Source organism: uncultured Oxalicibacterium sp. (genome assembly GCF_913776015.1).
Lineage (GTDB): Bacteria > Pseudomonadota > Gammaproteobacteria > Burkholderiales > Burkholderiaceae_D > Oxalicibacterium.
On record NZ_CAJYMD010000082.1, the window covers coordinates 12,900 to 33,102 of the forward strand.

20 protein-coding genes and 1 tRNA gene are annotated in these 20,203 nt (G+C 54.8%); 5 read left to right on the forward strand and 16 right to left on the reverse strand.

Features of this window, described 5'->3' with window-relative positions; translation table 11 throughout:
- Nucleotides 1-93: 93 nt before the first annotated feature.
- The 4 genes from clpX to QZ725_RS14790 all read right to left on the reverse strand — a co-directional run bounded on the left by clpX (nucleotide 94) and on the right by QZ725_RS14790 (nucleotide 3,633).
- A complete protein-coding gene (clpX, locus tag QZ725_RS14775; RefSeq protein WP_293781318.1) occupies nucleotides 94-1,365 on the reverse strand; it encodes an ATP-dependent Clp protease ATP-binding subunit ClpX in 1,272 nt (423 codons plus the stop codon).
- A gap of 148 nt (nucleotides 1,366-1,513) precedes the next feature.
- Nucleotides 1,514-2,143 (reverse strand): ATP-dependent Clp endopeptidase proteolytic subunit ClpP, encoded by a 630-nt coding sequence (gene clpP, locus QZ725_RS14780; protein ID WP_293781321.1) that lies wholly within the window; start codon nucleotides 2,141-2,143, stop codon nucleotides 1,514-1,516.
- A gap of 29 nt (nucleotides 2,144-2,172) precedes the next feature.
- Nucleotides 2,173-3,519, reverse strand: a complete 1,347-nt coding sequence (gene tig, locus QZ725_RS14785) for a trigger factor (RefSeq protein WP_293781324.1) — start codon at nucleotides 3,517-3,519, stop codon at nucleotides 2,173-2,175.
- 27 nt (nucleotides 3,520-3,546) lie between these two features.
- Nucleotides 3,547-3,633, reverse strand: a tRNA-Leu gene (locus tag QZ725_RS14790).
- A 255-nt stretch (nucleotides 3,634-3,888) separates the two neighbouring features.
- Here QZ725_RS14790 and hpnC point away from each other — a divergent pair.
- The 3 genes from hpnC to hpnE all read left to right on the forward strand — a co-directional run bounded on the left by hpnC (nucleotide 3,889) and on the right by hpnE (nucleotide 6,953).
- Nucleotides 3,889-4,707 carry a squalene synthase HpnC gene (gene hpnC / locus QZ725_RS14795; RefSeq protein ID WP_293781327.1) on the forward strand — a complete coding sequence of 273 codons (819 nt, stop codon included), beginning with the start codon at nucleotides 3,889-3,891 and terminating at the stop codon, nucleotides 4,705-4,707.
- A gap of 83 nt (nucleotides 4,708-4,790) precedes the next feature.
- Nucleotides 4,791-5,624, forward strand: a complete 834-nt coding sequence (hpnD, locus tag QZ725_RS14800; RefSeq protein ID WP_293781330.1) for a presqualene diphosphate synthase HpnD — start codon at nucleotides 4,791-4,793, stop codon at nucleotides 5,622-5,624.
- 6 nt (nucleotides 5,625-5,630) lie between these two features.
- Nucleotides 5,631-6,953: a hydroxysqualene dehydroxylase HpnE gene (hpnE, locus tag QZ725_RS14805; protein ID WP_293781333.1), complete on the forward strand. Its 1,323-nt coding sequence runs from the start codon at nucleotides 5,631-5,633 to the stop codon at nucleotides 6,951-6,953.
- A 183-nt stretch (nucleotides 6,954-7,136) separates the two neighbouring features.
- Here hpnE and radA read toward each other — a convergent pair whose 3' ends face one another.
- Both radA and alr read right to left on the reverse strand, forming a co-directional pair.
- Nucleotides 7,137-8,510: a DNA repair protein RadA gene (gene radA, locus QZ725_RS14810; RefSeq protein ID WP_293781336.1), complete on the reverse strand. Its 1,374-nt coding sequence runs from the start codon at nucleotides 8,508-8,510 to the stop codon at nucleotides 7,137-7,139.
- A gap of 47 nt (nucleotides 8,511-8,557) precedes the next feature.
- Nucleotides 8,558-9,637, reverse strand: coding sequence for an alanine racemase (gene alr / locus QZ725_RS14815; RefSeq protein ID WP_293781339.1), 1,080 nt, complete (start codon nucleotides 9,635-9,637; stop codon nucleotides 8,558-8,560).
- A 143-nt stretch (nucleotides 9,638-9,780) separates the two neighbouring features.
- On the opposite strand from alr, the gene lplT reads away from it, so the two are divergent.
- Entirely contained in the window at nucleotides 9,781-11,040 is a 1,260-nt protein-coding gene (gene lplT / locus QZ725_RS14820) for a lysophospholipid transporter LplT (RefSeq protein ID WP_293781342.1), read from the forward strand.
- A 12-nt stretch (nucleotides 11,041-11,052) separates the two neighbouring features.
- Here lplT and QZ725_RS14825 read toward each other — a convergent pair whose 3' ends face one another.
- From QZ725_RS14825 to tsaB, 4 genes are read right to left on the reverse strand one after another with little or no spacing between them, the layout of a single operon-like run.
- Nucleotides 11,053-12,024 (reverse strand): DUF1853 family protein, encoded by a 972-nt coding sequence (locus tag QZ725_RS14825; RefSeq protein WP_293781345.1) that lies wholly within the window; start codon nucleotides 12,022-12,024, stop codon nucleotides 11,053-11,055.
- 1 nt (nucleotide 12,025) lies between these two features.
- Entirely contained in the window at nucleotides 12,026-12,844 is an 819-nt protein-coding gene (locus QZ725_RS14830) for a uracil-DNA glycosylase (RefSeq protein WP_293781348.1), read from the reverse strand.
- Complete coding sequence (gene rimI, locus QZ725_RS14835) at nucleotides 12,841-13,338, reverse strand: ribosomal protein S18-alanine N-acetyltransferase (RefSeq protein ID WP_293781351.1); 498 nt, start codon at nucleotides 13,336-13,338, stop codon at nucleotides 12,841-12,843. Before rimI ends, QZ725_RS14830 begins: the two co-directional genes overlap by 4 nt.
- Nucleotides 13,335-14,033, reverse strand: coding sequence for a tRNA (adenosine(37)-N6)-threonylcarbamoyltransferase complex dimerization subunit type 1 TsaB (gene tsaB / locus QZ725_RS14840; RefSeq protein ID WP_293781354.1), 699 nt, complete (start codon nucleotides 14,031-14,033; stop codon nucleotides 13,335-13,337). Before tsaB ends, rimI begins: the two co-directional genes overlap by 4 nt.
- 93 nt (nucleotides 14,034-14,126) lie before the next feature.
- Between tsaB and QZ725_RS14845 the strand changes: the two genes are divergently transcribed.
- Entirely contained in the window at nucleotides 14,127-14,546 is a 420-nt protein-coding gene (locus QZ725_RS14845; protein ID WP_293781357.1) for a thioredoxin family protein, read from the forward strand.
- A 95-nt stretch (nucleotides 14,547-14,641) separates the two neighbouring features.
- On the opposite strand, the gene QZ725_RS14850 is transcribed toward QZ725_RS14845, so the two are convergent.
- The 6 genes from QZ725_RS14850 to odhB form a co-directional block, all read right to left on the reverse strand.
- Complete coding sequence (locus QZ725_RS14850) at nucleotides 14,642-14,845, reverse strand: cold-shock protein (RefSeq protein ID WP_293781360.1); 204 nt, start codon at nucleotides 14,843-14,845, stop codon at nucleotides 14,642-14,644.
- A gap of 221 nt (nucleotides 14,846-15,066) precedes the next feature.
- Nucleotides 15,067-15,759 carry a hypothetical protein gene (locus QZ725_RS14855; RefSeq protein ID WP_293781363.1) on the reverse strand — a complete coding sequence of 231 codons (693 nt, stop codon included), beginning with the start codon at nucleotides 15,757-15,759 and terminating at the stop codon, nucleotides 15,067-15,069.
- A gap of 24 nt (nucleotides 15,760-15,783) precedes the next feature.
- Nucleotides 15,784-16,878, reverse strand: a complete 1,095-nt coding sequence (gene zapE / locus QZ725_RS14860; protein ID WP_293781366.1) for a cell division protein ZapE — start codon at nucleotides 16,876-16,878, stop codon at nucleotides 15,784-15,786.
- 102 nt (nucleotides 16,879-16,980) lie between these two features.
- Nucleotides 16,981-17,382 (reverse strand): hypothetical protein, encoded by a 402-nt coding sequence (locus QZ725_RS14865; protein WP_293781369.1) that lies wholly within the window; start codon nucleotides 17,380-17,382, stop codon nucleotides 16,981-16,983.
- Between the two features lie 10 nt (nucleotides 17,383-17,392).
- A complete protein-coding gene (gene lpdA, locus QZ725_RS14870) occupies nucleotides 17,393-18,820 on the reverse strand; it encodes a dihydrolipoyl dehydrogenase (protein ID WP_293781372.1) in 1,428 nt (475 codons plus the stop codon).
- Nucleotides 18,821-18,871: 51 nt separating this feature from the next.
- The gene (odhB, locus tag QZ725_RS14875; RefSeq protein ID WP_293781375.1) at nucleotides 18,872-20,158 is read right to left on the reverse strand and encodes a 2-oxoglutarate dehydrogenase complex dihydrolipoyllysine-residue succinyltransferase; all 1,287 of its coding nucleotides are present in this window, start codon (nucleotides 20,156-20,158) and stop codon (nucleotides 18,872-18,874) included.
- Nucleotides 20,159-20,203: the final 45 nt, after the last annotated feature.

A 20,203-nucleotide genomic window follows, 5' to 3' on the forward strand; every position in this document is an offset into this window, starting at 1 on the left:
GTTTATTGTACTGCTTTTCAAAAAAAAACAGGCCTTTTCGGCCTGTTTTTCGCAATTTCCACATGCTTTATAAGGATATTGGTTCGTTTCCTATCATTTCGATCCAGAAACCTTCGGCTGCTCGTGATAAATCAACAAAGGTTTCGCACCGTTGGTAATCGTGCCTTCATCAATTACCACCTTAGCGACATCCTGCTCACTCGGCAATTCGAACATCACGTCCAGCAATGCATGCTCAAGAATCGAACGCAAACCACGTGCACCGGTCTTGCGAGCAATGGCTTTTTTAGCAATTGCCTGCAAGGCGGCAGGACGAATTTCCAGTTCCGCACCTTCCATTTGCAGCAGCTTGGTGTACTGCTTGATCAGCGCATTCTTCGGTTCGACCAAAATCTGGATCAGGGCTTCTTCATTCAGCTCTCGCAAAGTAGCGATCACCGGCAGACGACCTACCAGTTCGGGAATGAGGCCGAATTTGACCAAATCTTCCGGTTCGGTATCCATCATCACGGCGCTGGTCGAGCGCTCTTCGCGGCTCTTGACGCTGGCCGAGAAACCGATACCGCTCTTTTCCGAACGTTCCGAAATGATCTTGGCTAGACCATCAAACGCACCGCCACAGATGAACAGAATATTGGTGGTATCGATCTGCACGAAATCCTGATTCGGATGCTTGCGACCACCTTGCGGCGGCACCGATGCCATCGTGCCTTCGATCAGTTTCAGCAAAGCCTGTTGCACACCTTCGCCGGAGACGTCGCGCGTAATGGAAGGATTGTCGGATTTACGCGAAATCTTGTCGATTTCATCAATATAAACAATACCTTTCTGCGCCTTGTCAACTTCGTAGTTGCAGCTTTGCAAAAGCTTTTGAATGATGTTTTCAACGTCTTCGCCGACGTAACCTGCTTCGGTCAACGTCGTCGCATCAGCGATGACGAATGGCACATCCAGCGTACGTGCCAGCGTTTGCGCCAGCAAGGTTTTACCAGAACCAGTCGGGCCTACCAGCAGAATATTGCTCTTGGCGAGTTCGATATCGTCCTTCTTGCCCAGATGCTTCAAACGCTTGTAATGGTTATAGACCGCGACAGACAGGATGCGTTTGGCCGCTTCCTGCCCGATCACATATTGGTCGAGCAGTTCGCACAATTCATGCGGAGTAGGCAGATCGCTGCGTGGCGAGCCACCAACGGTTTCCACACTCGCCGCTTCATCGCGGATGATGTCGTTGCAGAGGTCGATGCATTCGTCGCAAATGAAAACCGACGGACCGGCAATCAATTTTTTCACCTCGTGCTGACTCTTGCCACAGAACGAGCAATACAGCAGTTTCTCGCCGCTGGAAGATTTCTTGTCTGACATGGTGCGCGTTTCTCTGATTAAGTATGGAATCGATATTACCTGCGAATTGGAAATTCGTCACGCAAGCATCGATTGGCGTTGTTCAACAATCCAAACAAAAACGCCCGAACGTCTGCCGTCCGGGCGTTCAAAAGGCAATCCAACCAGCTTATTCGCGATGTGTCAGTACGGCATCGATCATGCCGTATTGCACAGCCGCTTCGGCCGACATGAAATTGTCACGATCCGTATCCTTGCTGATTTCCTCGATCGTCTTGCCCGTGCGTTCTGCCAGGATGCTATTGAGGCGCTCGCGCAGGTACAGAATTTCACGCGCCTGAATTTCGATATCCGAAGCCTGACCCTGCGCACCACCCAGCGGCTGGTGAATCATGATGCGCGAGTTAGGCAGCGAAAAACGTTTACCCTTCTCGCCTGCCGCCAGCAGGAAAGCGCCCATCGAGGCAGCCAGACCGGTGCACAGCGTCGAGACGTTCGGTTTGATGAATTGCATCGTATCGAAAATCGCCATGCCGGCCGAGACCGAACCACCAGGTGAATTGATGTAAAGCGAAATATCCTTGTCAGGATTTTCACTTTCCAAAAACAGCAATTGCGCAACGATCAGATTGGCCATCTGGTCATTGACTGGCCCCACCAGAAAAATGATGCGTTCCTTCAACAGTCTCGAATAGATGTCGTAGGCACGCTCACCGCGACCGCTCTGTTCGATCACCATCGGAACCATACCGAGCATATCGGTATCGAGAGCGGAAGTACGAATCATGCTAGTGGTCATGTGCTTTCCTCAAAGAGCGCACAAGGCGATCAAGCCTGTGCGTTATTGCCCATCAGTTCATCAAAAGCGACGTTCTTTTCCGCCACTTTAGCTTTGCCAAGCACGTAGTTGACGACGTTTTCTTCCAACACAAGGGCTTCCACTTCAGCCAGACGGCTGCGGTCGCTGAAATAGTACTTCAGAACCTGTTGCGGATCTTCGTAGCTCTGCGCGAATTCCTCGACCTGTGCCTTGACCTGTTCAGGCTTGGCTTGCAGATCGTTGGCTTTCACAACTTCAGCCAGAATCAGGCCCAGGCGAACGCGGCGCTCTGCCTGTTCGTTGAACAATTCGCGTGGGAATGGCGTATCGGAAACCTTCATGCCGCGCTGGATCATGTCCTGACGCGTCATTTCCATCAGGCGTTCAACATCCTGATCGACCAGTGCCTTCGGTACATCCAGTTCGCTGACCTTGATCAGCGCGTCCATCACGCTTTCCTTGGTACGTGCCTTGACGCGGCTGCTGACTTCGCGCTGCAAATTGACGCGAATGTCTTCACGCATCTTGCCCAGATCACCATCAGGAATACCGAGCGACTTGGCGAATTCGGCATCGACTTCCGGCAGATGGGCCCATTCGATTTGTTTCAGCGTGACCTTGAATTCAGCGGTTTTGCCAGCGACATCTGCACCGTGGTAATCGGCCGGGAAAGCCAGCGGGAACGTACGCGATTCACCAACCTTCAGACCCAGTGTGCCAGCTTCGAACTCTGGCAGCATGCGGCCTTCGCCCAGCACGAAAGCGTAGTCTTCCGCTTTGCCACCCTGGAATTCCACGCCATCGATCGTACCGACGAAATCGATCGTCACACGGTCACCATTTTGGGCGCTCAGATCGGCACCGCCATCGCCATGCGCGCTTTGCTCACCTTTGACGTGGTAGTGCACGCGTTGCTTGCGCAGGATATCGATGGTTTTGTCGATTTCGGATTCGCTGACTTCGGCAACGGTTTTTTCCACGTCAACGCTCGACAGATCGCCGAGTTTGATTTCAGGATAAATCTCGAAGGTTGCATCGAAAGCGACCGTACCCTCAGCAGCACCTTCTGCCTTGGCTTCGATACGTGGGAAACCGGCTACGCGCAGGTTGTTCTCGGTTGCAGCATCGTTGAATGCCTTGCCGACCTTGTCGTTCAAGACTTCGTTTTCGACTTGATAACCATACTGTGCAGCAACCATCTTCATCGGCACCTTGCCTGGACGGAAACCAGGGGCCTTGGCCGTGCGAGCACGAACCTTGAGGCGCTTTTCCACTTCAGCCTGTACATCAGCCAGTGGCACCGTGATCGTGATACGGCGTTCGAGTTTATCCAGAGTTTCGACTGCAGTTGCCATGTGTATTGTCCAAAAATAAAAATTCTGTGGTGCGAGGAGGGGGACTCGAACCCCCACACCATTGCTGGCGTCAGGACCTAAACCTGGTGCGTCTACCAATTTCGCCATCCTCGCAGGATGTGCCCGGGCATAGATACAAAAGCAAAGGGCGACCGCGAAGTGAAAAAGGGGTCGCCCGTCTTGCCGTATATCGGCTGCTCGACTTCAACACGCGATTTTAACGGATTTTATTTATCTTGCGCTTATTTTTGACAAGATTGGCTTGCTCACCCTGCTTAACAGATGCCCACAGAAAGTCTTCTCCGCACGAATCCAGCCACTTTTCCTTTACCATGCGCACGGCACACTTGCCTCGCCGATTTCCCCAACATGCCTGTCGACCACTACGAAAATTTTCCCGTTGCCTCCATTCTGTTACCCGCGCATTTGCGCCAGCCGGTACAGGTAATTTACGCGTTCGCGCGCAGCGCCGACGATCTGGCAGATGAAGGCGATGCGACACCTGAACAGCGCCTGACAGCGCTGGAAAACTACGAGGCCGAACTCAGCCGTATTGGCGCCGGGCAAATCCCGGTCACACCTCTATTTAATGAATTGGCAAAAGTCATTCGCCAGCATGCCCTGCCCCTGCAACCCTTTCATGACCTGCTGTCGGCATTCAAGCAGGATGTCGTCACCAAACGCTACGCCAGCTTCCCTGCCTTGCTCGATTACTGCCGTCGCTCGGCCGACTCGGTTGGCATCCTGATGCTGCATCTCTATAACGAAAGCAGTACCGATAACCTGCAAGATGCAAGCGCAATTTGTTCCGCCTTGCAATTGATTAACTTTTGGCAAGACGTTGCCCTCGATTGGCACAAGGAACGTATTTACCTACCCGCCGAAGACTGCATACGCTTTGGCGTCGATGCGCAACAGATTGAACAAGGCAACGTCAATCCATCCTGGCAGGCGTTGATGCAATTCGAAATTAGCCGCACACGACAAATGATGCGCGATGGCGCCTCCCTGGCATTGCGTTTGCCGGGGCGTATCGGCTGGGAGTTGCGACTGGTAATACAAGGCGGGCTGCGCATTCTCGAGAAAATCGAAGCCGTGCAGTACGACGTGTTCCACCAGCGCCCTGTGCTGAACAAACTGGATTGGCTGCGCATCGTCTGGCGTGCACTATGCATGCGTCGTACCTGAATTTTTTGCAAGACTTTATTTGTCCTGCATCGTGGAGTCGGCTAGCATAGCGGCTTGTTTTCGCCGAGGCGCGCCGAATTTCCATGTCACCTGACGAATATTGCCAGCAAAAAGCGGCCCAAAGCGGCTCCAGTTTTTATTACAGCTTCCTGTTCCTGCCACCTGAACGCCGCCGCGCGATCACGGCGCTCTACGCGTTCTGTCGCGAAGTGGACGATACCGTCGACGAATGCACCGACGTGTCGATCGCTCGTGCCAAGCTGGCATGGTGGCGCAGCGAAGTCGGCACCATGATCAACAGCACGCCGACGCATCCCGTCACAAAGGCGCTGCAACCGCATCTGACTGTCTATTCACTGGAAGTCACGCATCTTCTCGCCATCATCGACGGCATGGAGATGGACCTCGACCAGACACGTTATCTGGATTTCGCCGGCTTGCGCAAATACTGCTGGCATGTCGCCAGCGTAGTCGGCATCCTTTCGGCAAAAATCTTTGGTGTGACCGATGTACGCACGCTGGAATACGCCGAAAAGCTCGGCCTTGCCTTCCAGCTCACCAACATCATTCGCGATGTTGGCGAAGATGCGCGCAAGGGTCGTATCTATCTGCCGGTCAACGAGCTGCAGCAATTCAACGTCACTGCCGCCGATATTTTGAATGCGCGCCACACCGAGAATTTTGAAAAGCTGATGCAATTCCAGGCCGAGCGTGCACAGCACTGTTACAGCGAAGCGCTGGCCTTGCTGCCAAAGGCGGACCGTCGCACACAACGACCGGGGCTCATCATGGCGGCCATCTACCGTGCACTGCTCGGCGAAATCCAGCGAGACGGCTTTCACGTTCTGAACCAGCGCATTTCCCTGACGCCGATCCGCAAGCTATGGCTTGCCTGGATCACTTACGTACGCGGCTGATCGCCGATGAATGGGCGACAATCGATTGCTGTCATCGGTGCAGGCTGGGCCGGCTGCACTGCAGCGATGGATCTCACCGAAGCCGGTTTTGCCGTCACTCTGTTCGAATCTGCGCGCACATTGGGCGGCCGCGCCCGTACAGTGAAGATTCAAAATACGCTGCTCGATAACGGCCAGCACATCCTGCTAGGCGCTTACACGCAAACCCTGTCGCAATTGCAAAAAGCCGGTGTCGATACCGCACAGGCATTGTTGCGGCTTCCCTTGCAAATGCGTTACCCGCCCAACGACGACGGCATGACATTCGTCACGCCGCCCTTGCCCGCTCCCTTGCACATGCTGGTGGGACTGTGGCGCGCCAGCGGATTGACTCGCGAAGACAAGATGGCCTTGGCGCGCTTTACGACGACAGCGCGCTGGATGGACTGGCAACTTGATGAAGATTGCAGCGTAGCGACATTGCTGGATCGTTTCGATCAAACCGAACGTCTGATCGCACTGATGTGGCGACCGCTTTGCATTGCAGCACTCAACACGCCAATCGAACGTGCCTCCGCACAAGTCTTTCTGAACGTATTGCACGACAGCCTTGGTGCGCGTCGCACGGCCTCCGACATGCTTCTGCCGCGTGTCGATCTTGGTGCGCTGTTGCCTGACTACGCGGCCCGTTACATCACGCAATACGGTGGAAATATTTCTTGCGGCACGACCGTCAAGACACTTCACAGCACCCAACAGGGATGGTCCGTCACATGCAGCGGCGGTCAGACAAGGTCTTTTGACGGCATTGTGGTGGCCACTTCGGCCTCTGCTGCGGTATCACTGCTGAATGATCTCGACGAAATCACATTGTCGGCGCTGGAGTTCGAACCCATTACCACTTGCTACCTGCAATACGCACCAGACATTCGTTTGCCAGATCCGATGTATGCACTCTGTGACGACGCCGACAACCATCGCTGGGGACAATTCGTATTTGACCGCGGTCAATTGCACAGCGATCAGCACGGCTTGCTCGCCGTCGTCATCAGCACCGCGGCCCAGGCCGCCGATGTGGCACAAGACCAACTTGCTGCCATGGTGGCAAGGCAATTGGCACAGGTGTTCGACAGAAGCGAACTTGGCGCTCCGCTGTGGACGCAAGTCATCACGGAAAAGCGTGCGACCTTTGCGTGTACGCCGGCACTGAAACGGGTAAAGGAAGAAACGGTTTACGATAATCTGGTGCTTGCCGGCGATTATCTCGCAAGCCCCTATCCTGCCACGCTCGAATCGGCAGTACGGAGCGGCCAACAAGCTGCACGATTGCTGACGGAACATTTTTCCTGACACTCAGAATCGCAACCCGAATCTTCCGGCAGGACAATTCAATAAAAAAAACGCCACAACAAATAAGTTGTTGTGGCGTTTTCTTTTTTTACTTAAGGCGGTATGAAATGATGTTTTGGATGTTAGGTGTCTGAACGGGATGCCCACTTTCAGTGAAATCGCGTAGCGCTGTTCATCCAATCGTCATTCATATTCTCGAATCCGGTTCAATGCCTCATCGATACGCTCCACACCGATTATCTTCAGACCTTCGATCTGCTGCTTGGGCGCATTGGATTTCGGGATCAGCGCCATCGAAAAACCCAGCTTGGCCGCTTCCCTTAGACGTTCCTGCCCACGCGGTGCCGGACGAATTTCCCCGGCCAATCCGACTTCACCAAACACGACCAACCCGCGCGGCAAAGGTTTGCTGCGCATGGAAGAATGAATCGCTAGCAGCACAGCAAGATCGGCGGCAGGTTCGGTGATCTTGACGCCGCCCACCGCATTGATGAAAACATCCTGATCGAATGCCGCTACGCCGGCATGCCGATGCATGACGGCCAGCAGCATCGCAAGCCGGTTCTGTTCGAGGCCGACCGAAAGACGGCGCGCATTCGGCAAAGGCGATGAATCGACCAGTGCCTGCACCTCCACCAGCAAGGGCCGTGTGCCCTCTTGCGTCACCATCACGCACGAGCCCGGAACGGGATTGTCATGCTGCGAAAGAAACAGCGCGGAAGGATTGGATACACCTTTCAAGCCTTTTTCCGTCATGGCAAAAACGCCCAGCTCATTAACGGCGCCAAAGCGATTCTTGATGGCCCGCACGAGGCGAAAACTCGAATGCGTATCGCCTTCAAAGTACAGCACGGTATCGACGATGTGCTCAAGCACACGCGGCCCGGCTAGTGCGCCCTCCTTCGTCACATGTCCGACCATGATGATGGTAACGCCGCTTTGTTTGGCTGCCCGCGTCAGTTGCGCAGCGCATTCGCGTACCTGTGCGACCGAACCCGGCGCAGAAGTCAAGGCATCCGAATACATGGTCTGGATCGAATCGATGACCGCGACTTCCGGTTTGAGATCGGCCAGTGTTCCCAGGATCTTTTCAAGCTGGATTTCTGCCTGCAGCTTCAGTTCGTGCGCATCGACAGCAAGCCTTTTCGCGCGTAACGCGATTTGCGAACCAGACTCTTCGCCGCTGACGTACAACACTTTCTTGGCCCGCGCCAGATTCGCCAGTGCCTGCAATAACAGCGTCGATTTTCCGATGCCCGGATCGCCACCGATCAGCACCACGCCACCGGAAACCAGTCCTCCACCCAGTACGCGGTCAAATTCCTCAATGCCCGTACCGAAACGTGGCACATCGATGGCTTCGATATCCGCCAGGCTCAAAACCGGCGCTGTTTGCGCCAATCCCTGAGGTTGGCTGGAAAAGCGATTGTTACCCGCACTTTCCACGACCGTTTCGACCAGCGTATTCCATGCAGCACAGGCTGGACATTGGCCCGCCCACTTGTTGCTGATACCGCCACATTCCGTGCAGGTGTAATTGGTCTTTACCTTGGCCATGAATCCATGTCTCTTGTTAGTGGTCCCATTGGCATTCGCCGTGTTTTTTAGTCGGCATCCACCATGCGCACGCGCGGTGCCACGGCACACATCAGTTCATAGCCGACCGTGCCGGCCGCGTTGGCAACCTCATCGATCGGCAAACCCTCGCCCCACAGGGTGACATGGCTGCCGACTCGCGCATTTTTTATCGGGGTCAAATCAACCGTGATCATGTCCATCGATACACGCCCCACCAATCGCGTCCTGATGCCCTCCACCAGAACTGGCGTACCGGCAGGTGCATGCCGCGGATAGCCATCCGCATAACCGCATGCCACTACTCCAATCGTCATCGGACCATCCGCGACGAAACAACTGCCATAACCGACCGCATCGCCGCGCTGGATGCATTGCATGCCAATAATCTCGCTGCGCAATGTCATCGTCGGCCGAAGGTCGAAAGATGCTGCGGATTGCCTGGATGGCGTAGCCCCATACAGCATGATGCCTGGTCGTACCCAGTCAGCCGCACAATCGGCTTGCAAGAGATCGGCGGCCGAATTGGACAGACAGCGTTCGCCATCCAAACCGAGTGTCGCCTGTTTGAAGCGGCGCACTTGCTCAGCCGGCGGCAAAACGGGATTGGCGGCGTCATCGGCATTGGCGAAGTGGGTCATGAATGCAATGCTGCGTACGGCAGGCAGCGCGCGCAACCGTCGATACACATCCGCAACCGCGGCAGGCATGAATCCAAGTCGGTTCATGCCTGAATTGATCTTCAGATGCACATCGAGTGCATCTGATAATGGCGCACTTTCCAGCAAAGACAGCTGTTGCTCGGAATGAACAACGATATCGATGCGATGTTCAACTGCCAGATGCACATCTGCTGCATCAAAGCAGCCTTCGAGAAGCAGGATGCGCTTGCGCCAGCCCAATTCGCGCAACGTGACGACACCTTCCGGCTCGATCAGCCCCAGCCCATCTGCGGCTGCAAAGCCACGAACGGCGCGCGCAAGCCCATGTCCATAGGCATTTGCCTTGACGATGGCCCACGTCCGCGATTGCGGCGCATGCGCTCGGGCGACATCGAGATTGTGCTGCAGGGCGGCGATATCGATGGTTGCAACGAGCGGTCTAGGCATAAAGCGAAGGGAAAATAGTCAATCAGTCAAGGCTGTATTTTACCGGACACATCCTTGTCAGGCGGGACCAATTCAATCCTTTTGCCTCTCCTTTATATGGTATAAAGCTGGACAGAGACAAAGCTTAGAACAAGATCGATCGGATGAATCGCGGTTTTTACACCATCATGGCGGCGCAGTTTTTTTCTTCGCTCGCCGACAACGCCCTACTTATTGCGGCCATTGCCCTTCTCACAGTGATGCAGTCACCCGAGTGGATGACGCCATTGCTGAAATTGTTCTTTGTATTGTCTTATGTACTGCTAGCCGCCTTCGTCGGTGCCTTTGCCGACTCGCTGCCCAAGGGACGGGTGATGTTTGTCACCAATCTCATCAAGATTTTCGGCTGCGCGCTGATGTTCTTTCATGTGCACCCGTTACTCGCCTATGCCATCGTTGGCTTTGGCGCAGCTGCATACTCGCCGGCCAAGTACGGCATCCTCACCGAATTGCTTCCTGCGGAAAAACTGGTTGCCGCCAATGGCTGGATCGAAGGTTTGACGGTTGCATCCATCATCCTGGGCACAGTCATGGGCGGTGCGCTCATCAATCCGAAAGTTTCTGCCTACCTCCTTTCATTCCAAGGCTTTACCATCATCGGCATCGATACGCCCGCCGAAGCGGCACTCTGCATTATCGCCATCGCCTATCTTCTGGCAGCCCTGTTCAATCTGAAAATCCCTGATACAGGAGCGCGCTACCCGCATCAGGAACGCAATCCGATCAAGCTGATCGGCGACTTTGCCGGTTGCTTCAAGACACTCTGGCGCGATCGTCTTGGTCAGATTTCGCTGGCTGTGACTACCTTGTTCTGGGGCGCTGGCGCAACATTGCAATTCATCGTACTCAAATGGGCAGAAAGTGCTTTGGGCATGGCGCTCGACAAGGCAGCCATTCTGCAGGGGATTGTTGCCGTTGGCGTGGCGCTTGGCGCCGTTGCTGCTGCGCGTTTCGTCCCGTTGAAGAAATCGCTGACGGTAATGCCGTTGGGCATCATCATGGGTTTCGTGGTTCTGGCGATGACGATGGTCAAATCGATCTGGCTGGCGTATCCATTGCTCGTGATCATCGGTGCCTTATCCGGCTATTTTGTAGTGCCAATGAATGCCTTGCTGCAGCATCGCGGTCACGTACTGATGAGCGCCGGTCATTCGATCGCCGTGCAAAACTTCAACGAGAATCTCTCTGTGCTAACGATGCTGATGATCTATGCGCTGATGGTCAAACTCGATCTGAACATCAATATCGTGATCGCCATGTTCGGTCTGTTCGTCTCCGGCATCATGTTCCTGATCATGCGCCGGCATGCCGCCAATCAGCGCGAGCACGATTCGCTGTCATTGATCGGCGAACCCAAACACTGATTCAGACCTGATTCAGGAGCGCGGTCGACTCAAGCCAATGCGTTGTCCGGCTCGCGTGCGCCAGTCATCCGGCACCACGAATCCACGCGCGACTTCCCGCGCCGTATCACCAACAACTTCCATGCAGGCGACCATCACCGGCATCGTATCGTCCAAAAACTGCTGCTGTAGCTGCGCCTCCAAGACAGGCAAGGTGATGGTTTCCTCGATGGCACAACACGCTGGTGCCAACCAGGACAGGCGTGGCAACACCATGTAGCGCAAAGCACTTGCATCCCATGTCGTCATTTCCGCGCATGCGCACCAGAAACCACGGCAATGCGCCGGGTGCAGGCCCTCGATAATGCCTGGCGCATCTTCGCTGTGTCGATAGAATAACCAGCCCTTCACCAAGGCCTGCGCCATGGAAACGGGTGCCGGCAAAAATTGCGCTGCCGCAGGATGCGCCGCCAGATGAAGCTGGCGATCAAAAATCTTGTGCATCTTCGCACCCAGCGTATCTGCCAGATTGGGTCCAACGAAGTAATCCGCATCGTGCCCCGCCCCGCTCGATTCAAGCAGATAAAACTTGGTCGCAAATTCCCAATGCACCAGTTGGCCCGCGATCTGCAGCAGAAAATCGAACTCGCCAACGGTGTGATGTTTGTCTCGCACCTGCAAGCCATGCGCAGTCAACCAACCACGGTCGTGCAGATAGAAAGCCAATAGCGATTCCGCATAGCGACCAAGACGCGTGTAGGGAGTAATGTTGAGAGTGGAAATCAACGGCGCTGGATTGGCATCCAGCTTGGCGAGAAACTCGGCAAGTTGGGATGGCTCGATCAAATCGGCCAGACTGGCAACCCTGCCTTGCCACTTTTGCGACGTTGCATCAAGCAGATCCGGCGCGTCCAGCAACCACGCCAAGCCCCTTACATGCGGGTCGAGCAGATGTCCCCAACGTCGATGAAATTCGCGCTGGCTCCGACCATATTCGCTATTCACGTCAGGCGGTCTGGCGGAAGGTTTCCATTGCCAGACACAGATCAGCCCAGGTTTTCCCCTTGTCCCGCATATTGCGCAACAGATAGGCTGGGTGATACGTGACGATCAATGGTTTGCCAGCGTAGCGATGTACACTGCCGCGCAAACGACTCACGGGGGTCGCCGGATCGAGCGCAAGCAGAGACAACGCCGCCGTCTTGCCAAGAGCGATGATGACTGTCGGATTGATCAGTGCAATCTGACGTTCCAGATAAGGCATGCAAGCTGCAGCCTCCTCCTGAGTCGGTGGCCGATCGCGCTTGTTGCCATCGGTAGGACGACATTTAACGATATTAGCGATATAGGTATTGTCACCTCGCCTCAACCCCATCGCCGCCATCATATTGTCGAGCAACTTGCCAGCCGGACCGACAAATGGCAAGCCTTGCATATCTTCATTACGCCCTGGCCCCTCGCCAACAAACAACCAACGCGCTTTTTGGTCACCCGTGCCAAACACGGTTCGCGTTCTGCCGTGGCACAAACCACACGTCTTGCAACCACTGACCATTTCCTGCAAAGGAATCCAGTCAAGTGGGGCAATCGCATTCTCGCTAGCGTGTGCGATGGCTGGCTCGGACGATGCGGGAGAAATATCGACAATTGGCACGACCTCTACAGGCTGCTCGGGCGCAGCACGCCATGCGAGTTCCTCAGCCATTTCCGGCAATGGATTCTCATTATCCTGTGGCATCTCAGTTGCATGATGGTCGCGCCGCACCCATAACGGTGCCAGGCCCATTTCCTGCAAGAAGGCGTGACGGCGCTCTGTCGTACTCATAGAACCAGCTTCATGACGATCGCGTCTTCACGCGTATTATTGGGTGCCGGATAGTATCCCTTGCGAATCCCGATACGATCAAAGCCGTAACGCAGATAGATTTTTGCAGCACGCTCGTTTGATGGACGCACTTCCAGCAACATCGCCTCCAGCCTGCGTTCGACCGCAATCGCTCTTGCCTTGTCCAGCAAGCGCAAACCGATGCCCTTCCCATGCAAACTGGGATGCACGGTGATGTTGAGCAAATGTGCGTCATCTACAGAGAGCATCAAGAGAAAATAACCGTAGAGCACGCCAGTGCCGTCGCGCAAGACCCAGGTTTCGTATTCGCTGCGAATGGAGTCGATGAAATTGCCACGCGTCCAAGGAAAAGGGTAGACCTCGTTCTCGATCTGCACCACATCATCAATGTCGGCAATCTGCATGCGATAAAAGAAAAGTCCGTGCGAGGAAGCCGGCTCAAGCGAACGAATGGGGCTGGGAACAGAACTCATGCTACGGCACGCTCCGCTTTCTCCTGTCGTTCACGCGTCGTCAACGCCACCTTGTTACGCAAATAAAGCGGCTCGGCATGCGCGGCATCGACATGCACGCCCTGCATAAAAAGCCGCTCGCCAAGAATCGCCACCTGCTTGGCATGCGGCATTAGGTCAGGCCAGGCATGCGCATAAAAATCACGTTCCTGAAATGCCGCACTGTACGCTTTCAAGCCATTCCCGCATGCCGTCACAACGCCAAGCGGCGCAACGTCGTTTGGCGCTGAAAGGGCTGGTTCAATGATTACCTGCCATTCCCCCTCGTAACGATATTGTGCCCAATAGACTTCCCCCATACGCGCATCGATGATGGCAAGCACGTCTTTCGCGCTACCTTGCTCATGGCAAGCCTGCGCCAAGGCAAGCAAAGTAACCAGCGGCACAACTGGCAGCTCTGCACCAAAAGCCAGTCCCTGTGCGATACCGCATGCGGTGCGTACCCCAGTAAATGAACCCGGTCCGGCACCGTAGGCAATGGCGTTGCATTCGGCAAGAGGGATTCCGGCTTCGTTCAGGAGCGATTGCACCATGGGCAAAATGGTTTGCGAATGCGTGACAACACCTTCCACTTCGCGCGAAATCAGCGTTCCTTCACGCAATAGTGCTGCCGATGCAGATTCGGCAGAGGTTTCAATGGCAAGAATCGTGGACATGGGCGGTATTTTACCGTGCCCTACCGGACAAGCGTGCGGAACCTTGCATCCTCGTACCGCCCGCCAAATCACCGAAGCGGCTAAAATACCGCCATGCCTAGCCTCGTTCTCGAAGAAAACAACCGCGCCGCCCTGGTGGCGCAAATGACCGACGATACCTGGGTCGTCGCCTGCCTGTGTGCTGCATGGTGCGACGTGTGCACAGCCTATCGGCCAGAATTTGAAGCACTTGCCGCAAACTATCCTGACACGCTTTTTGTGTGGATCGATATCGAGGATCGTGCCGATATGGTGGGCGACTTCGATGTCGAAAATTTTCCGACTATCCTGATTCAACGCGCAGACGAAGTGGTCTTTTACGGCACTACCTTGCCAGATCCACGCATTGCCTTGCGCCTGCTTGCCGCTCAGGCACAACGCGATCCCGCTGAACGCGTAGCCACGGCATCAGGCAATCCGGACTACCAACTTTGGCAAGAAGAGCGCAACTTGCGCAAGGCGCTAAAGAGCTGAGGCAGCCAAGATTTTTGCCCAAAAACTGAAGGAAAAACGACAATAAAAAAGCCCCGGCATTGCCGGGGCTTTTTGCTTTGAATTCTATTCGGCTATTAGATAGCTTGAATGTTCGAAGCTTGCTTGCCTTTAGGGCCGGTCGTCACTTCGAAAGAGACGCGTTGGTTCTCTTGCAGCGATTTGAAGCCGTTCGACTGGATAGCCGAGAAGTGCGCGAACAGATCTTCGCCGCCTTCATCAGGAGTGATGAAGCCGAAGCCTTTCGCGTCGTTGAACCATTTTACGATACCAGTTGCCATTACTATTCCTAATTTCAGTTAAATAGGCTTACGCCCGAGGATCGTTTCAACCAAGACAAGAATACAGGCATACTGCACAACCAGCTCGAATCTCCACGACAATTGATTATAACCGCATAAAAAATAAAAAAGTAATTTCTATTTTGCTTCGAATGTGAGTCATTTCACATTTCTGCATTCATGAGAGGGCCAAACAGGCATATCGCTGCCCGAGAACGAATTTACTTATCAGTCTGACCAGCTTCATTCTCTGCCTTGCGCTTCGCAACTTCGCGCTGCCGTTCCTCCGATTCGCGCACTTTCTCTTCGTAGCGTTCGACATTGCGTGCCCGCTGACGCGCATCGCTCTCTTCCGAGGCTTTGCGCTGACGCTCGCGCTCCGCGCGCTCGGCATTTTTCTCCGCATGTTCCTGTGCACGTGCCGCACGTTGGGCATCAGACAATCCCTGCTGTTGACGCGGCATGTCGTTGATCTCGGGCACCGGTACGCTGGAACGTTCCGCATTCCTGGCTTCGCGTGCCTTGGCGCTCTCTTCCAGACGCCGATCGCGCTCCGCCACACGTGCGTGACGAATATAGGAATTGGCTTCGAGCTCGATTGGACGAATCGCCATCAGATCGACGCGACGTTGCTCCGTCACCTTGTTCAGGCAGGATGTCGTAAAGAACTTTGGATAGCATGCCTGTTGCTGCGCTTCGAACCGCGCTTCGACACGCAAACGGCTTTGCTCCACATCCTTGATTGCCTGATTGGCACGGTCTCCTGATTGGATGGAGCCAGCCGGATAACGCTGAACGACATCTGCAACTGAATAGTCGAGCACCGATGCATCAACCGGCGGTTTCTGTGCCAATGCCAGCGACGCAGAAAATACACAGCCGGCAACCAAAGTCGTTGTAAAAAGAGATTTCATCACTTTATTTCATTCCAAGACAACTTACATTGCGCCACTCGCACGGCGACGTTCAGCTTCCATGTATTCGTCAGATTGCATTTCGATCAGGCGCGACAGTGTACGCTGAAATTCCATTGACAAGCCGCCCACCGTATAGAGTTCATCCATCGGCACCGCTGCCGAGATCAACAACTTTATGCGATGATCGTACAGTACATCGATCAGCCAGATGAAACGACGCGCCTCTGAAGACATCGAAGCCGAAATTGCGGGCACATCGGACAAAATCAGCGTATGAAAGCGACTGGCAAGTTCTAGATAATCGTTCTGCGAACGCGGACCACCGCACAGCGTGTGAAAGTCGAACCATATTACACCGCCAGCCTTGCGCAAGGCACGTACCTCACGCCCTTCGATATTGACCAGCGGATCTTCATCGGCCACTTCGGCTATCCGCATAAACGCCGTGCGTAATGCTTCCGATGCCTGCGCATCAAGGGGCGTATGGTAAGCCGTTACCTGACTCAAGGCGCGCTTGCGGTAATCGAGCCCGCCATCGACGTTCATGATGTCCAGCCGCTCCTTGATCAGATCGATGGCCGGCAAGATGCGATCGCGATGCAAACCGTCCGGATACAAATCGTCGGGCGCAAAATTGGATGTGACAATGAACGACACGCCACGATCGAACAATCCCTTGAACAGATTGTAGAGAATCATGGCATCGGCAATATCCGTGACATGAAATTCGTCGAAGCAGATCAGTCGATATTTTGCCGCAACGCGTTTGGCGACTTCTTCCAAGGGATCCGCAATCTGTTTCAGTTCATCCAGTTGCCGATGCACACTGCGCATGAATTCGTGGAAATGAATGCGCATCTTGCGATCCATCGGTACCACGGAGTAAAAGCTATCCATCAGAAAAGATTTTCCCCGCCCTACACCACCCCACATGTATAAACCGCGCGGCGCGGGCGATTCGCCTAACAGGCGGGTGAAAATATTTTTCTTACGCGCCGCTAGGCTTTCCCATTCTTCATAAGCCTGCTGCAGACGCAAGACGGCACGTCGCTGTGCATCATCGGCAGTAAAACCACGCTCATTCAATGCATGTTCATAAATTTCGGCTACATTCATGCCAATGCCGTCCTCCTGCAAGCGGATTTGTTTTTATACGTGTACTGCGGGCAAAAAAACGGGCGAGTCGTCGCTCGCCCGTCCTGTTTGATTGCATCTATTCTACAGTCTGTTCATGTTGACGATCACGCGCGCCGGGTAATAACCACCGCCCGAACTCACGGGCACACGAAATCCCAGGCCGACACCCACTGCGCCCGTGCCACCGCCCAATCCCAGGCCGACACTCGATCTGGATTGACCAATTGGTGGCAACCTCACCTCTGAGCTGCGATAGCCGACGCGGTTGCAAACGACGCGTAGCTCGCCGCTTGCACTGCCAATGGCAAGTGTGGTTGGTGTGACGATGTTCCAGCTTTGCGCATTGGTGATGACGGTGCAATTTGCACCGGGAAATTCCTGTCCGTTTTCTGCGGTGGCGATATAGACGCGTCCATCGTTTGGGCCGGTGCTTGCGCAAGCAGCAAGTAGCAAGGGAAAGAGCAAAACGACGGCACGCCACATGATCAACCTCCTAGAAATTCAACGCCCGCTTGTCGACGGCCAGCGCCGCTTCCTTCACTGCTTCCGATAATGACGGATGCGCGTGACAGATGCGTGCAATATCTTCCGAAGAAGCGCGGAATGACATTGCGACCACTGCTTCGGCAATCAGTTCCGACGCATTGGGGCCGATAATGTGCACGCCCAGAATTTCGTCCGATTTCGCATCGGCGAGAAACTTGACGAAACCCGTTGTGTCGCCAAGGGCACGTGCGCGTCCATTGGCCAGGAACGGAAACGATCCGGCGCGATAATCGACCTTTGCCTCTTTCAACTGCTGTTCCGTCTTGCCAACCCAGGCAATCTCCGGCGTCGTATAAATGACCCACGGAATCGTGTTGAAGTCGACATGACCATGCTGACCGGCAATCCGCTCGGCGACCGCGACACCTTCTTCTTCCGACTTGTGCGCCAGCATCGGGCCACGCACGACATCGCCGACCGCCCAGATACCCGGCACGTTGGTCCTGCAATCGTCATCGACAGCGATGAAGCCTCGCTCATCGAGCTTGATGCCTGCCGCATCCGCATTCAGTCCCTGCGTATTCGGAACACGGCCGATCGACACCACCAGCCGATCGAAGCGCTCCTTCTGTTCGCTACCTTTTGCATCGGCATAACTGACCGTGACTTCATTCTTGCCAATGTCGATGCCGGCAATCTTGATTCCCAGTTCGATCTGCAAACCAAGCTTGGCGAATTGCTTGCCCGCCTCCGCCGCGATTTGCGTATCTGCGGCACCGAGCAATGCAGGCAGCACTTCAAGAATCTTCACTTCCGAACCAAGACGACGCCACACGCTGCCCATTTCCAGACCGATCACACCCGCACCGATGATGCCGAGACGCTTTGGCACTTCCTGCATGGCCAGTGCACCCGTGTTCGACAGCACAAGCTTTTCATCGAATGGCGCATCGGCCAAGGCGCGTGGAAGCGAACCCGTCGCCACAATCACGTTCTTGGCGGTGATGGTTTCCTCGCTCGAGCCCGTAACGCGAATCTGATGTCCCGATGCATCCGATTTCTCGAACGAACCACGACCGTGGAAGAAGGTCACCTTGTTTTTCTTGAACAGATAAAGAATACCTTCGTTGTTCTGCTTGACCACCGTTGCCTTGCGATCCAGCATTTTCTTGAGATTCAGGCTCAAGGATTTGATCTCGATGCCATGCTCGGCAAAGCCATGACCGGCATGTGCGAAATGCTCGGACGACTGCAACAGCGCCTTGGAAGGAATGCAACCGACATTGGTGCAGGTTCCGCCCAGTGCCGGGCCGCCTTTTTCGTTTTTCCACTCATCGATACAGGCAGTGGACAAACCCAGTTGTGCGGCACGAATGGCAGCCACGTAACCGCCCGGTCCACCGCCGATCACCACTACATCAAAATTCTTCGACATTATCCAGACTCCCGCAGGAAGGCACGCAAGGATGCCTTCCCTATCGTGTTATCAGAGATCCAGCAACAGACGTGCGGGATCTTCCAGTGCCTCTTTCATCGCCACCAGGCCAAGAACGGCTTCGCGGCCGTCAATGATGCGGTGGTCGTAGGAAAGCGCCAGATAGTTCATGGGTCGGATCACGATCTGGCCGTTTTCAACGACCGCGCGATCCTTGGTGGCATGAATGCCGAGAATGGCCGATTGTGGTGGGTTGATGATCGGCGTGGACAGCATCGAGCCGAAAATGCCGCCATTGGAGATCGAGAAGGTGCCGCCCGTAAGATCGTCAAGCGTCAGCTTGCCATCCTTGGCCTTGGCACCGAACTCGCCGATTTTCTTTTCAATATCGGCAATGCTCATCTGATCGGCATCGCGCAGGATGGGCACTACCAGACCACGCGGTGAGCCAACGGCGATGCCGATGTCGAAATAGCCGTGATAGACGATGTCATTGCCATCAACGGATGCATTGATGATCGGATATTTCTTCAATGCCGCCACAGCCGCCTTGACGAAGAAAGACATGAAGCCCAGCTTCACGCCATGTTCCTTTTCGAACTTGTCGCGATACTTGGTGCGCAGATCGATCACGGGCTGCATGTTGACTTCATTGAAGGTCGTCAGAATCGCGTTGGTTTGCTGGGATTGCAGCAAACGTTCTGCCACGCGTGCGCGCAAGCGACTCATCGGCACCCGTTCTTCAGGGCGATTCAGCAAGGCAGGATTACCAGGCACAGGCACTTGCGGCAGGCTGGCCTTGGCCGCCGGCGCCGATGTAGCAGCTGATGCCGCTTCCGGTTTCTTCTCCAGATGATTGATGACATCACCCTTGGTCACGCGACCATCCTTGCCCGATCCCGATACATCACTGGTGTTCAGATTGTTTTCGGACAGCATCTTGGCCGCAGCCGGCATGGCGATATTCGCTGCGCTGCCAGATGTCTCTGCCTTGGCAGCAATCGGGCGCGAACCGGCATCGTCCACCGGCTTGGCGGCAGGCTCTTCCTTCTTCTCTGACGGTGCAGAAGCTGGCTCGGTCTTGCCGGTCGCAGCGGCATCGGTATCGATGAGCGCAATGACCTCACCTGCCGTCACCGTCGCCCCATCTTCCTTGATGAGTTGCTTGATGACACCAGCACCGGGTGCAGGCAATTCCAGCACCACTTTGTCGGTCTCGATATCGATCAGGTTTTCATCACGAGCAACTGCTTCACCCACCTTTTTATGCCATTGCAGCAGCGTTGCTTCTGCAACCGATTCCGACAATTGCGGAACTTTCACCTCAAGAATTGCCATGTAACTCTCCGTTTCGGGTTGTTCATACGGCAAGCCGGCAGCCGA

Bases quoted from the DNA above. Each gene is read 5' to 3' on its own strand.
- rimI (WP_293781351.1), bottom strand. From the start codon at position 13,338: ATGAGTTCTGTTCCCAGCCCCATTCGTTCGCTTGAGCCGGCTTCCTCG.
- hpnE (WP_293781333.1), top strand. From the start codon at position 5,631: ATGAATGGGCGACAATCGATTGCTGTCATCGGTGCAGGCTGGGCCGGC.
- lplT (WP_293781342.1), top strand. From the start codon at position 9,781: ATGAATCGCGGTTTTTACACCATCATGGCGGCGCAGTTTTTTTCTTCG.
- hpnC (WP_293781327.1), top strand. From the start codon at position 3,889: ATGCCTGTCGACCACTACGAAAATTTTCCCGTTGCCTCCATTCTGTTA.
- hpnD (WP_293781330.1), top strand. From the start codon at position 4,791: ATGTCACCTGACGAATATTGCCAGCAAAAAGCGGCCCAAAGCGGCTCC.
- radA (WP_293781336.1), bottom strand. From the start codon at position 8,510: ATGGCCAAGGTAAAGACCAATTACACCTGCACGGAATGTGGCGGTATC.
- QZ725_RS14865 (WP_293781369.1), bottom strand. From the start codon at position 17,382: ATGTGGCGTGCCGTCGTTTTGCTCTTTCCCTTGCTACTTGCTGCTTGC.
- QZ725_RS14855 (WP_293781363.1), bottom strand. From the start codon at position 15,759: ATGAAATCTCTTTTTACAACGACTTTGGTTGCCGGCTGTGTATTTTCT.
- QZ725_RS14830 (WP_293781348.1), bottom strand. From the start codon at position 12,844: ATGAGTACGACAGAGCGCCGTCACGCCTTCTTGCAGGAAATGGGCCTG.
- QZ725_RS14845 (WP_293781357.1), top strand. From the start codon at position 14,127: ATGCCTAGCCTCGTTCTCGAAGAAAACAACCGCGCCGCCCTGGTGGCG.
- tig (WP_293781324.1), bottom strand. From the start codon at position 3,519: ATGGCAACTGCAGTCGAAACTCTGGATAAACTCGAACGCCGTATCACG.
- zapE (WP_293781366.1), bottom strand. From the start codon at position 16,878: ATGAATGTAGCCGAAATTTATGAACATGCATTGAATGAGCGTGGTTTT.
- alr (WP_293781339.1), bottom strand. From the start codon at position 9,637: ATGCCTAGACCGCTCGTTGCAACCATCGATATCGCCGCCCTGCAGCAC.
- clpP (WP_293781321.1), bottom strand. From the start codon at position 2,143: ATGACCACTAGCATGATTCGTACTTCCGCTCTCGATACCGATATGCTC.
- QZ725_RS14850 (WP_293781360.1), bottom strand. From the start codon at position 14,845: ATGGCAACTGGTATCGTAAAATGGTTCAACGACGCGAAAGGCTTCGGC.
- lpdA (WP_293781372.1), bottom strand. From the start codon at position 18,820: ATGTCGAAGAATTTTGATGTAGTGGTGATCGGCGGTGGACCGGGCGGT.
- clpX (WP_293781318.1), bottom strand. From the start codon at position 1,365: ATGTCAGACAAGAAATCTTCCAGCGGCGAGAAACTGCTGTATTGCTCG.
- odhB (WP_293781375.1), bottom strand. From the start codon at position 20,158: ATGGCAATTCTTGAGGTGAAAGTTCCGCAATTGTCGGAATCGGTTGCA.
- tsaB (WP_293781354.1), bottom strand. From the start codon at position 14,033: ATGTCCACGATTCTTGCCATTGAAACCTCTGCCGAATCTGCATCGGCA.